The sequence below is a fragment of the Methylobacterium sp. J-030 genome (assembly GCF_022829545.1).
Lineage (GTDB): Bacteria > Pseudomonadota > Alphaproteobacteria > Rhizobiales > Beijerinckiaceae > Methylobacterium.
Genome location: NZ_JAKSYM010000212.1, coordinates 20288 through 31989, shown reverse-complemented (window position 1 = coordinate 31989; position 11702 = coordinate 20288). Strand labels below are relative to the sequence as shown.

The 11702-nt window shown below is 72.0% G+C and carries 11 protein-coding genes; 7 read left to right on the top strand and 4 right to left on the bottom strand.

Features of this window, described 5'->3' with window-relative positions; all coding sequences use genetic code 11:
* Positions 1 to 10: 10 nt before the first annotated feature.
* The 4 genes from MKK75_RS14365 to MKK75_RS14350 all read left to right on the top strand — a co-directional run bounded on the left by MKK75_RS14365 (position 11) and on the right by MKK75_RS14350 (position 3460).
* The gene (locus MKK75_RS14365) at positions 11 to 1057 is read left to right on the top strand and encodes a flagellar motor switch protein FliG (RefSeq protein ID WP_244043232.1); all 1047 of its coding nucleotides are present in this window, start codon (positions 11 to 13) and stop codon (positions 1055 to 1057) included.
* Positions 1054 to 1665, top strand: coding sequence for a FliH/SctL family protein (locus tag MKK75_RS14360; RefSeq protein ID WP_244043231.1), 612 nt, complete (start codon positions 1054 to 1056; stop codon positions 1663 to 1665). The genes MKK75_RS14365 and MKK75_RS14360 overlap by 4 nt, the downstream gene beginning before the upstream one ends.
* A 15-nt stretch (positions 1666 to 1680) precedes the next feature.
* Complete coding sequence (gene fliN, locus MKK75_RS14355) at positions 1681 to 2013, top strand: flagellar motor switch protein FliN (RefSeq protein ID WP_244043230.1); 333 nt, start codon at positions 1681 to 1683, stop codon at positions 2011 to 2013.
* 85 nt (positions 2014 to 2098) lie between these two features.
* Entirely contained in the window at positions 2099 to 3460 is a 1362-nt protein-coding gene (locus MKK75_RS14350) for a sigma-54-dependent transcriptional regulator (RefSeq protein WP_244043229.1), read from the top strand.
* A gap of 44 nt (positions 3461 to 3504) precedes the next feature.
* Here the strand turns inward: MKK75_RS14350 and MKK75_RS14345 are convergent, their stop codons facing one another.
* Together MKK75_RS14345 and MKK75_RS14340 are read right to left on the bottom strand one after the other, a co-directional pair.
* Positions 3505 to 3789 (bottom strand): hypothetical protein, encoded by a 285-nt coding sequence (locus MKK75_RS14345; protein WP_244043228.1) that lies wholly within the window; start codon positions 3787 to 3789, stop codon positions 3505 to 3507.
* A 100-nt stretch (positions 3790 to 3889) separates the two neighbouring features.
* Positions 3890 to 5206, bottom strand: a complete 1317-nt coding sequence (locus MKK75_RS14340; protein WP_244043227.1) for a capsule biosynthesis protein — start codon at positions 5204 to 5206, stop codon at positions 3890 to 3892.
* Between the two features lie 193 nt (positions 5207 to 5399).
* On the opposite strand from MKK75_RS14340, the gene MKK75_RS14335 reads away from it, so the two are divergent.
* The 3 genes from MKK75_RS14335 to fliP all read left to right on the top strand — a co-directional run bounded on the left by MKK75_RS14335 (position 5400) and on the right by fliP (position 7769).
* Positions 5400 to 5843: a hypothetical protein gene (locus MKK75_RS14335; RefSeq protein WP_244043226.1), complete on the top strand. Its 444-nt coding sequence runs from the start codon at positions 5400 to 5402 to the stop codon at positions 5841 to 5843.
* Between the two features lie 64 nt (positions 5844 to 5907).
* Complete coding sequence (locus tag MKK75_RS14330) at positions 5908 to 6975, top strand: lysylphosphatidylglycerol synthase domain-containing protein (RefSeq protein ID WP_244043225.1); 1068 nt, start codon at positions 5908 to 5910, stop codon at positions 6973 to 6975.
* Complete coding sequence (fliP, locus tag MKK75_RS14325; protein ID WP_409567569.1) at positions 6972 to 7769, top strand: flagellar type III secretion system pore protein FliP; 798 nt, start codon at positions 6972 to 6974, stop codon at positions 7767 to 7769. Before MKK75_RS14330 ends, fliP begins: the two co-directional genes overlap by 4 nt.
* Before the next feature lie 19 nt (positions 7770 to 7788).
* On the opposite strand, the gene MKK75_RS14320 is transcribed toward fliP, so the two are convergent.
* Together MKK75_RS14320 and MKK75_RS14315 are read right to left on the bottom strand one after the other, a co-directional pair.
* Positions 7789 to 8238, bottom strand: a complete 450-nt coding sequence (locus tag MKK75_RS14320) for an AAA family ATPase (RefSeq protein WP_244043224.1) — start codon at positions 8236 to 8238, stop codon at positions 7789 to 7791.
* Between the two features lie 11 nt (positions 8239 to 8249).
* Positions 8250 to 11636: a hypothetical protein gene (locus MKK75_RS14315; protein ID WP_244043262.1), complete on the bottom strand. Its 3387-nt coding sequence runs from the start codon at positions 11634 to 11636 to the stop codon at positions 8250 to 8252.
* Between the last annotated feature and the right edge of the window lie 66 nt (positions 11637 to 11702).

Genomic DNA, 11702 nt, shown 5'->3' with positions numbered 1-11702 from the left:
GGGCGCATCCATGGCATCAGGTCTGGCAAACACCCTGGCGAATGCGGGCGGCGGTTCCTTCGCGGCGATGCCCGGCCCGCAGCGCGCCGCCGCGCTCCTGCTGATGCTCGGCGAGGAGGAAGGCGCCCCGATCTGGCAGATGCTGGAGGAGGAGGAGGTCAAGAAGGTCAGCCACGCGATGGTCCAGCTCGGCACGCTGGAGGTCGCCACGGTCGACAAGCTGATCATCGAGTTCGTGACCAAGCTCGGCAACAGCGGCGGCATCTCGTCGAACTTCGAGCGGACCGAGGCGCTGCTCCTGAAAATCTTCCCTAGCGATCAGGTCTCGCTGATCATGGCGGAGATCAAGGGCGCGTCCGGCAAGCGGGTCTGGGCCTCGATCGCCCAGGTCGATCCGGAGATCCTCGCCTCGTTCCTGCGCAACGAGTACCCGCAGACCGTGGCGGTGGTGCTGTCGCGGGTGCGGGCCGACTACGCCGCCAAGGTGCTGACCATCCTGCCCGAGGATTTCGCGATCGACTGCCTCAACCGGATGCTGCGCATGGAGACGGTCCAGAAGGAGGCCCTGCGCCACATCGAGGAGACGCTGCGGGTCGAGTTCGTCTCGACCATCGCGCAGACCCAGCGCCGCGACGCCCACGAGATGATGGCCGACGTGTTCAACGCCTTCGACCGGCAGACGGAGGGGCGCTTCCTCGCGGCCCTCGACCAGGCGAACCGCGGCTCGGCCAAGCGCATCCGCGAGCTGATGTTCACCTTCGAGGATCTGCTGAAGCTCGATCCGGGCAGCGTCCAGACCCTGATGCGCTCGGTCGACAACGAGACCCTGTGCCGGGCGCTCAAGGGCGGCAACGAGCGGACCCGGGCGTTCTTCATGCAGCAGATGTCGACGCGCGCGGCCAAGAACCTCACGGACGAGATGGCCTCCCTCGGCCCGGTCCGCCTCAAGGAGGTCGACGAGGCGCAGGCCAAGATGACCGAGATCGCCAAGGACCTCGCCGAGAAGGGCGAGATCATGATCGCCAAGAATAGCGCCGAGGAGGAGCTGGTCTATTGAGCGCCCAGGCCGCCCGGAGCGCGAAGCCGTTCCTGTTCGAGACCGATTTCCGCAGCGGTCGCCCCAGCGCCGAGGCGCAGCGCGCCGCCGAGGCCGCGTCCCGCGCCGAGGCCGAGGCCCATGCACGCGGCCTGCAGGAGGGCCGGATCCAGGCGGAGGCGCAGATCCAGGGCCGGCTCGCCGACGCCCTGAACCGGCTGGCGCTGGCCGCCGCGGGCCTCATCGCGCAGGCCGATGCCCGCGACGTCGAGCGCGAGGCGCAGGCCGTCGAGGTGGCGATGCTGATCGCCCGGAAGGTCGCGGGCGACGCCCTCGACGCCGCCCCGCTGGCCGGCATCGGCGAGGCGGCGCGCGCCGCACTCCAGCACCTGCGCGGGGTGCCCCACCTTGTGGTCCGGGTCCACGACGGCCTCGTCGAGGAGGCCGAGGCCCTGATGAAGCGCCTCGCGCGCGAGCGCGGTTACGAGGGCCGGCTCGTGGTGCTGGGCGACCCCGACATGGCGGCGGGCGACGCCCGCATCGAGTGGGCCGACGGCGGCATCGTGCGCGAGCGCGCCCGCATCGAGGCGGCGGTGCTCGATGCCCTCGGCCTGCCGACGAACCCGTAAAGGAACCCGATGCCGATGTCCGACGATTTCAGCCTGCCCCAGCTCGGCGAGCAGGACCCGGATTACGCCGGGGGGTCGATCCGCGACGCGCCGACGACGCCGAAATCTGCCGCCGACCTGGAGCAGCTGTTCGACGTGCCCGTGATGGTTTCGGCGGTGCTGGGTTCGGCCCGGATGCCGATCGGCGACCTCCTCCGGATGGCGCCCGGCGCGGTGCTCGAACTCGACCGCAAGGTCGGCGAGGCGATCGACGTGTTCGTCAACAACCGGCTGGTCGCCCGCGGCGAGGTGGTCCTGGTCGAGGACCGGCTCGGCGTGACGATGACCGAGATCGTCAAGGGCGAGTAAGCCGGGCGAGTAAGCCGGGCGCGTGAGTTTTGGGATGCGGACGCCGGGGGGCTGTCCGCGCCAGGGAAGTTGAGAGGGACGAACCATGCGGCTCCTGATGATCGGGCGGCTCAACGGCGAGTTGATCACCGCCTCGAAGATCGCCATGCAGCGCGGCGCCTCCGTGACGCAGGCGGATGCCGTGCCGCAGGGCCTCAACGTCCTGCGCGCCCGCGGCGCCGACCTCATCATGATCGACGTCGGTCTGCCGATCCGCGATCTCGTCGTCGCGCTGGAGGCGGAGCGGATCCGCACGCCCGTGGTCGCCTGCGGGGTCTCGGCGGACGCCTCGACCGCGGTCGCGGCGATCCGGGCCGGTGCGAAGGAGTATATCCCGCTCCCGCCGGATCCCGAGATGATCGCCGCGGTGCTGGAGGCGGTCGCCACCGATCGCGCCGCCTTCGTGTGGCGCGACCCGTCGATGGAGCGGGTGGTCAAGCTTGCCGAGCAGGTCGCCCGCTCGGAGGCCTCTGTGCTGATCACCGGCGAGAGCGGCACCGGCAAGGAGGTGCTGGCCCGCCACGTCCACCAGAAATCCGGCCGGGCGAACAAGCCCTTCGTGTCGGTGAACTGCGCGGCGATCCCCGAGGCCCTGCTCGAATCCGAGCTGTTCGGCCACGAGAAGGGGGCGTTCACCGGCGCGGTCGCCCGGCGCATCGGCCGGTTCGAGGAGGCCAATGGCGGCACGCTGCTCCTGGACGAGATCTCCGAGATGGATGTGCGCCTGCAGGCGAAGCTGCTGCGCGCCCTTCAGGAGCGGGTGATCGACCGGGTCGGCGGCACCGCGCCGGTGCGGGTCGACATCCGGGTGCTCGCCACCTCCAACCGCAATCTCGCCGAGGAGGTCCGCAAGGGCACGTTCCGCGAGGACCTGTTCTACCGGCTCAACGTCGTGGCGCTGAAGCTGCCGCCGCTCCGCGAGCGGCCGGCCGACATTCTGGAACTGGCCACGCATTTCGCGAAGAAATACGCCGCGGTGAACGGCGTGCCGGTTCGTCCGCTCTCCGCCGAGGCGCGATCGCTGGTGCTGAAGAACCCCTGGCGCGGCAACGTGCGCGAGTTGGAGAACACCCTGCACCGGGCCGTGCTGCTCGCCGCGGGCGACGCGATCGGTCCCGAGGCGATCCTGTCGCCGGAGGGCGACACGATCGCCGCGGAGGGCCCGGCGATGCGCGCCGCGCAGGCCGCCGAGGCCGCCACCCGCGGGCTTGTGGGGCGGACCGTGGCGCAGGTCGAATGCGACCTGATCCTCGACACCCTGGACCATTGCCTCGGCAACCGCACCCACGCGGCCAAGATCCTCGGCATCTCGATCCGGACCCTGCGCAACAAGCTCAACGAATACGTCTCGGCGGGCCTCGACGTGGCCGAGCCCGGCAGCATGCGGGCGAACGCCGCCTGCGGATGAGGATGCTCCGACGCGCGACGGGCTTCGCCCCGGCCGCGTGCGTTCTACCGCCGGCCGGACTTCACCGCCCGGTCAGCCTCGTTCTGGGCGGCGAAGGCCAACTCGAGCTTGCGCAGCGACGCATAGCGGGCGACGTCACTCTCGACGTCACGGATCGTCTCCTCGACGAGGTGGCGCTGAAGCGCGACGCGCGGGTCGCTGGCGGGCAGCGCCTCCCGCTCCTGCAGGCGGAGCACGGCCTGCCGGACCACGGTGTAGACCGCCTCGCGCTCCTCCCGGTTCATCGATGGCTGAATCGCCTTCGCAACGAGATCGGAGAAATCCGACATGGGCCGTTAGACTTCGCTCTTCCACCGGGCGGCTGGATCGCCGGACCGCCCCGTCTACAGACCGCGCGGCGCGGGATCCAGAGGCCCGCGTGGTGGCCGCCTACATCCTCTGGTCGCGGATGCCCGCGAGCAGGAGCGAAGACGAACTCCAGATCACGAAGAAGCAGAAAAACGCCACCAGCAGCGTGTGTCCCCGCTCCGGATACAGGCTGTCCGTCGGCAGGACCGGCGGCACGAAGGTCGCCAGGAAGATATGCTGCTTGCCGGCCGCCACCCGGGCTCGGTCGAGCAGCATGTGGGCGGATTCCTCGAGCTTCTCGGCGATGGTCCGCTCGACCAGCAGGCCCTCGTACTGGAGCAGGGCCTCGGTCAGGTTCGTGCCGCCTGCGGCGCCGGTGCTCGTCATCTCGTCCTGCAGCGTCTTCATCTGCTGGTCGATGGCGGTGATGTTGGCGACGAGGGTCTGGATCGAGCGCGAGCGCTCATCCAGGGTCGAGCTGCGCAACACCTGCAAATCGTTCTCGGCCTTGAGCTTTTCCTTGCGCAGCAGCGTCAGGGTCGTCAGCGTTCCCTCAGCGGACTTGACCGGGTCGATCACCCCCCACTGATTGCGGAAGGTCTGCAGGGCGAGATGCGCCTTGCGCAGGCGGTCCTGCGCGGTCTGGGCGTCAGCCTCGGCCTGGACCACCATGTCGGCCTGCGCACGCTTCGAGATGGTGTTGATCAGCGTCTCGGAGCGCGCCACCACCTCGCGGGCGATGGTCAGGGCGTCCTCGGGGGTGTAAGCCCGGACCGTCAGGCGGATCACGCCCGAGATCGAGTCGATATGCGCCTCGACATGCTTGCGCCAGTACTTAGTCAGCTCCTCGATCGGATTGTTCGGATCGTATCGCGACCAGAAATCGGCCTCGGGGCGGGAGAACAGCTTGGACAGGCCGATGCTCTTCTCGAGCGATTCGACCAAGGTCTGGCTGCCGATGTAGTCGCGGACGATGAAGCTGTCCTGGCTGTTATGCTTTTGAATTAAGCTCGTATACTGGCCGAGCGAGATGTTCTCCATCGGCTCGACGTTGCCGCGGACCGTGAACTGAGCCTCGGCGACGTACTGGTTCGACGCGAAGCCGAACAGGTACAGCCCGATCACGAGGGTCGGCAGCAGGACGAACAAGCTGACGCGGCGGACGATCCGTGCCCCGTAGCTTGACGTATCCTCCTGGCGCGGGCGCAGGCCCGGCAGACGGGTCCAGTCCAGGCGCTGGCGAATCGCGGCGGCCAGGACCTGGGCGCCCCGCTTCTCCGGAACCGGCCGGATCGTCTCGGCGCTCCGCCGCAGCTCGGTCATCGTCGCGGCAGCGAAGGTCACGATCTCGCCTTCGCGCGTGTCGTCCTTGACCTTGACGTCGTCGTCGAAGCTCATCCGCTCATTGTTCCTGGGTCTGCGCCGGTTCCGCCTAGGCGGCGCCGGCCGAAAGGCGGCCCGTACGCGGTTCCGGAATCCCGTTCTTTTAGGCCCTTTTTATGGCGTCCGCGAACCCGTTCGGGCTTGGCCCCGGGGCCCGCGGCGACGGGCGAGGTAGCGCAATGCCCGTATGGCGCCGTAGAATCTCCGGATGATGACAGAACACAACGCGACGGGCGACACCGGGCGCCGCCCTTCCGGACGGTCGGCCAGCCGATCGGCCAAGACCAAGCTCACCGAGGTCGTGGTCGTCTGCTCCAAATGCGCCAAGCGGCAGGGCCTGCGCCCGCGCGCCGTGCGCGCGTTGCTGAAGAAGGCCGGGAAACAGGCCAGCAGGGACGCGGCCGGTCCTCGGAGGAAGCTCTGCATCGTCGAGTCGGGCTGCCTCGGCCCGTGCCCGAAGCACGCGATCGCGGTCGCCACCGGCGCGAGCCTCGCGGGCGGGCGCATCATCCTGCTCGACCCCGAGGCCGGGCCGGCGGATGCACTCTCCGCCGTGCTGGACCCCGTTCTGCCGCGCAGGCAATCCCCCGAATTCGGCCCCAATACCGCACTAGCGCCGGTATCGCCAAACGAATCGCCGCCGGCACGCTGACCGGCCCAACCCTGGAGCCGCCGCTCTTGCCCGCCTCCCGACGCGTAACGCGCACGCTTCGACCGTGACAGAGACGCGCCAATCCGGGAAGCGCCGGGCCGTCCGCGCCCTCGTGCGCCGCCTGCCCCTGCTCGGCACGCTGATCGGGCTCGGCTTCGCGGTCTGGCTGGTGGCGACCAACGACCTCCAGGCCGTGGCCACGGCGTTCGGCCGGATCGGCGTCGCGGGCTTCGTCGGCGTGACGCTGGTGCGGGCGCTGGTGCTGGTGGTGTGCGGCATCGCCTGGGCGCGCATCCTCGACGGGCTGTCGCCGGCACCCGCCTCGGCCTGCCTGATCCTGCGCTTCGTGCGCGAGGGCATCAACGTCCTGCTGCCGGTCGCCTCGGTGGGCGGCGAGGTGCTGGGCGCACGGCTCCTCACCTTCTGGGGCGTCGCCGGCTCGCTCGCCGCCGCCTCCGTGCTGGCCGATCTGCTGTTCCAGGTCGGCACGCTCGCCCTGTTCGCCGGCCTCGGGGCCGGCCTCCTGACCCGGATCGAGGGCGCCGAGGCGGCCGAACTCGCCGACTGGACACTGCGCACCCTGGCGGTGGCGGCGCTCGCCGTCGGGGCGTTCTTCGCGCTGCAGCGGACCGGGATCGTGCGCCTCGTCGAGGACCGGCTCGCCGCCCTCGGCCGGCGTTTCGTGCGCGAGGCCGAGGCCCGGCCGGAGCCGGGCCAGCGCATCCAGGGCGCGCTGGACGCAGTCTGGGCGCCGGGGCGTCGGGGCCGGCTCGCCCAGTCCGTCGCCCTGCACGCGCTGGCGTGGCTCCTCGGCGCGACCGAGGTTCTCATCGTCCTGACCTGCATCGGGGTCGACCGGGTCGGCCTGACCGACATCCTGGTGATCGAGGCGCTGAGCCAGGCGATCAAGGCCGCCGCCTTCCTGGTCCCGAGCGGGCTCGGCGTGCAGGAGGGCGGACTGGTGCTGGTCTGCGGCCTGTTCGGCATCGATGCCGGGACCGCCATCGCCCTGTCCCTCGCCCGCCGGGTGCCCGACGTGGTGCTCGGCCTGCCGTCGCTCCTCGTCTGGCAGAACCTCGAAGCCCGCCGCGAGGGCGTGCGCCCCGCCGCGCCGACCTGCGACCGCTCGTGACTCCGGTTCCCGCCGTGCCCGACACCCCGCCTTGCCGCGTCCCGAAGCGCAGATTCCGGCGTCTGGGCCTGAGGGCGATCCCGGCCCTCCTCCTGCTCGTCGCCTCGCCCGCGATCTCGCCCGCCCTGGCCCAGAGCGTCACCCTCGACCTCGGGGCCGGCGGCACCACCGAGCGGGCGCTCCAGCTCGTCGCGCTGATCACAGTGCTGGCGGTCGCCCCCTCGGTGCTGGTGATGGCCACGGCCTTCACCCGGATCGTCGTGGTGCTCTCGCTCCTGCGCTCGGCGCTCGGCACCCAGACGGCGCCGCCGACCGCGGTGCTCGTCAGCCTCGCCCTGTTCCTGACCGCCTTCGTGATGGCCCCGACCGGCCGCGCCGCCTACAGCGCGGGGATCGAGCCCCTGATCGCCGGGCGGATCACCCAGGCCCAGGCCTTCGAGCGCGCCTCGGCGCCGTTCAAGACCTTCATGCTGAAGAACGTCCGCGAGAAGGATCTCAAGCTGTTCCTCGACCTCGCCAAGGTGCCGGCGCCGAAGGGTCCCGAGGATGTCGGCCTGGAGATCGTGACGCCGGCCTTCATGATCTCGGAGCTCCGGCGCGCCTTCGAGATCGGCTTCCTGCTGTTCATCCCGTTCCTGATCATCGACCTCGTGGTCGCCTCGGTGCTGATGGCGATCGGCATGATGATGCTGCCGCCCGCGACGGTCTCCCTGCCGTTCAAGCTGATCTTCTTCGTGCTGGTCGATGGATGGACGCTGGTCGCGGGCTCGCTGGTGCAGAGCTACGGGAGCTGACGGCGGCCGGCGGGCGTCGTCAGCCCTCGACGATCCTGACCGCGGCAAAACCTTCGTCGGTCGTCGGCGGCTCGAACAGGCGGTCGACGGAGTGGATGCTGGCCTCGGGGACGCGCCGGTCGGCCGGCCGCTGCCGATTCCGTTCGAGCGCGAGGGCGAGCGGCGCCCGGATCCAGACGGCCGCCACGGGGATGTTGCAGGATCGGGCGAGCGCGATGATCGGCGCGCGGTGCCGGGCGCCAGGCAGCGCCGCGTCGAAATGGACCGTGCCGGCCTCCGGCTCCCGTTGGGCGACCCAGGTGGACTTACCCGCCCCCTGCAGGACGCAGACGACGACCACCCGCTCCACGGTCCCGGCCTCCAACCCTCCGCGCAGCACCGTGAAGGCCTGATGCCACGCTTCGGCGTTCCGCTCCAGCGTCCAGACGCGCCTGCCTTCGGTCTCCAAGAAGGCGTCCGGATCGATCACGCGCCGCGCCCTCATCCTGGCGGCGTGCCGGGGGTTCCGGCGTTGCTCTGCTGGTCGCCGGCCGGGGGCTTGGGATCACCCGCGCCGGTGGCCCCTGGCTTGCCCCGGTCGGGCACGGCGGCGTCCGGGTAGCGCTTGCGGTACTCGGCCAGGAAGGACGACAGCGTCTCGGCCTTGGTGGCCTGGGCCGCCACCGCGCGGAAGCCCGGGGTCCGGGTCGGGTCGGCGCCCGTGAGCAGCGCGAAGGTGCGCGCGTCGGGGCTCGCCGCCATGGCCTGCGAGAATTTGGCCTTGAGCCGCTCCAGGCCGATCGCCTCGCCGGCGAGGTCGTAGGCGATCGCGGCGCGGACGACATCCGCCCGGGACTGATCGTCCAGGGGCTGGCCGGACCGCCACGCCTCGCCGAGCAGCGCCTCGTGCGTCTCGCCGGCCTCGCGCCAGCGGCGGGCGCCCCAGTAGATGTCGGCCCGCAGGCGCTCGATATCCGGCCCGCTCTCGTCCTCGATCGTCTCCAGGGCGAGGTCGGTGCGGGTCAGGTCCGAGAGAGCGCGGGCGCGGACCAGGCCGCGGGCGCGCTTCAGCTCGCCCGGCAGCTCGGGCAGCTCGGTGGCGTCGAGGACCTTCAGCGCCTGCAGCGGCTTGTCGTCCATCAACCGCACCGTGGCGAGCCGCGCCGCGACCGCCGACCGGGCCGGGCCGGTCAGCCGGTTGTCGATCTGGTACTGAAGCAGGTCGGCGGCCGGTTCGAGGAGGTCGAGGCCCACGAGGCGGTCGGCGAGCCGGCGCACCACCTCGTCGCCGCGCCGCCCGATCGGGCTCAGCTCGCGGAAATCGAAGAACAGCGCCACGGCCTCGACTCCCGACAGGGCATCGCCCTTATCGGTGAGAAACAGGCTCTCGAAGGCGGCCTGCGCGTCGCGGGAGAGCGCCTCCGAGGCGGTGGCGTTGGGCGCGGAGGCGTTGGCCCGGCGCACCGCCGTGAAGGCGTCGCGCCAGCGGCCGGCGGCGAGGTAGAGCCGGGCGAGGCCGGCCGTGATGCCGTCCTCGACGGCGCCGCCGTGCCAGGTCGTGGCGAGACGTTCCAGGCGCTCGATCGCGGCATCCTCGGTCAGCTTGCCGACGGACCGGGCGAGCAGCGTGCCGCGCAGGGCCGCCTCCACCGAGACCGGACGCACCGCCTCCGTCTCCAGGCGGGCATAGGCATCGAGCGCCGCCTCGACCTGGCCGGTCGCCTCGGAGACGCGGGCGCGGACCAGGGCCAGACGGTCGCGGATCCAGGGGGACAGGTCGCGGGCGTCCCCGGCGCGGGCGGCGGCGGTTTCGGCGTCGCCGTTCTCGATTGCCGATTCGGCCGCGGCGGCGCGGATCAGCGCGGCCAGTTCCAGGGGGTATCCCTCGGCGAGCGGCAGGACCTTGAGGAAGCCGGTCTCGGCCGCCTTCCAGTCGCCCGTGCTGGCCGAGACCATCGCCCGCCACAGTGCGGCCTCCGGATTTCCGGCGAGGTTCGGTGTCGACAGCGCCTTCAGCGCCTCGGCGTGGCGCCCCATCCGCACGAGCGCGAGACCCCGCAGCAGGGCGGTGTCGCGCTGGGCGGCGAGCAGCGGATCATCGGCTGCTGCCGCTTCGACGGCTGCGAGCCCCTCCGGATCGAGCCCGTTGGCGAAATAGACCTTGGCGAGGGCGAGCCGCGCCGGGCCGCGGTCGGCGGGGTTCGCGGCGGCAGCCTCGTTGAGCGCCCCGCGCAGGGTGTCGCGCACGTTTCCGGACCGCGCCCGGTTCCAGGCCTCGGGCGTGATGGCGAGGGCTCCCGGCTCGGCCAGGGCAACCTCGGCCTTGCGCGCGGTCGCCGAGGCGGCGAGGCCCCCCGCCCGGCCGATCGTCACCGTGTCGAGTTCCGGCCGGACCGCGAGGTCGTCGGCGCCGGCCAGCACCGCGAGGCCGTGCCGGCTCGGCAGGATTTCGAAATCCACGAAGCGCCGGCTCTTCGGATTGCCGACCGGCCGCTGGGATGCCGAGGTGACCACCGCGATGCGCTCGCCGTCGAGGTCGAGCCACGTCGCCGAGCCCGGCCGGGCCAGCCCGAGGGAGACCGTGATCCGGCCCGAGGCATCGGGCCTGCGCACGGGATCGATCGTGTCGCTCGGGCTCAGGGTATCGCCCGCCGAGAGTTCCCAGCCGACCCTGCCCTCCGTGGTGACGGCGTTGAGATCGACCAGCCGGCCCTGGGGCGCCGAGAAGCGCAGGACGGTGAGCGGTCCGGTCCGGGCGGGGCTTCCGACAGGCGCGAGACCCGGATTGCCGGTCGGTACGGAGACCGGCTCGGTCGTCTCGAAGGCGAGCGTGATGACGCCGCCGCGCTCGAACAGCACTGCTGGCGGCAGGGTCTGGAACGGAAAGACCAAGCCGGACCCGGCCGGCCGCAGCGGCGGCGGCGGCGCGGGCGAACGCTCCGGAACGGCCGCCTCGGCCCGGGCCGGCGGCGCGGGCGCCGGAACGGGAACGGTCGGCGCTGCGGCGACCCGGGTCGGCGCCGCCGGCCCGGGTATCGCGACCGCGGCGCTGGCGGGCTCCGCCGGCTTGCGCCGGACGACGTCCAGGAGGAAGGCGCCGTCCTCGCGCTCCGAGCCGATCTGGAACCCGTCCTCTGGGGTGACGAGCAGGCTGGCCGAGGTCGCATCCGTCTCGGTCGCCAGCTTGGCGATGCCGGGCCGGGGGCGGCCGCGCGTCGCGCCCGGATCGATGGTCCATGGGCCGACGACCCGCAGCCGCGTTGCAGCGCCCTCGGCAGAGAGCGTCGTGACGGCCTCCGCGGGCAGGCGCAGGGAGAGGCGCGTCAGCGTCGGGAGGAGCGCCAGTTCGAGCGGCAGCGGCTTGCGCACCGGTTCGGGGATGCGGGCCTTGAGCGCCTCCTCGGCGACCCGGGCGCGGCGGGCGAGCTCGGCCACAACCTCGGGCGGCAGCGGCGGCGGCAGACCGGCCCAGCCCTCCGGCAGCAGATCCACGAAGACCCGCTCGCCGGCCGTCTGCAGGTTGACCCGGTAAGGCCGCTGCAGGGCGACCCGCAGCCCGGTCCCGTCCGGATCGCGCCGGACGCTCGACACGTAGGCGGGCATCTCGTCGGACAGGCGCTCAGGGCCCTGCCCGACGCGCTCGCCGTAGCCGAGCAGCAGCACGCCACCCGCGAGCTTCGCCTTGACCGTGACGGGCTTGTCGAAGGTCAGCACGATGCGGCCGTAGCCGCCCAGGCCGGTGCCGGTCTCGGTCCCCTTGGCGCCGATCAGCCGACCGGCCAGGGCGGGATCGACCGCCGCCAGCAGGGCGAGCAGCGGCAGCGACGCGCGCAGCAGTCGCCGCCCGAGCCCCTGACCGATCCGGGGTCGCCCGCCCTCCGATCCCATCGCCTCGCCGATCCGATCCCGGCGCGCGGCACCGGCGGGGCCGCGGCGCGCGGCGCCACAAGTCGT

Coding starts and splice junctions, on each gene's coding strand:
- MKK75_RS14365 (WP_244043232.1), top strand. CDS start 11: ATGGCATCAGGTCTGGCAAACACCCTGGCGAATGCGGGCGGCGGTTCC.
- fliN (WP_244043230.1), top strand. CDS start 1,681: ATGTCCGACGATTTCAGCCTGCCCCAGCTCGGCGAGCAGGACCCGGAT.
- MKK75_RS14350 (WP_244043229.1), top strand. CDS start 2,099: ATGCGGCTCCTGATGATCGGGCGGCTCAACGGCGAGTTGATCACCGCC.
- MKK75_RS14345 (WP_244043228.1), bottom strand. CDS start 3,789: ATGTCGGATTTCTCCGATCTCGTTGCGAAGGCGATTCAGCCATCGATG.
- MKK75_RS14340 (WP_244043227.1), bottom strand. CDS start 5,206: ATGAGCTTCGACGACGACGTCAAGGTCAAGGACGACACGCGCGAAGGC.
- MKK75_RS14335 (WP_244043226.1), top strand. CDS start 5,400: ATGATGACAGAACACAACGCGACGGGCGACACCGGGCGCCGCCCTTCC.
- MKK75_RS14315 (WP_244043262.1), bottom strand. CDS start 11,636: ATGGGATCGGAGGGCGGGCGACCCCGGATCGGTCAGGGGCTCGGGCGG.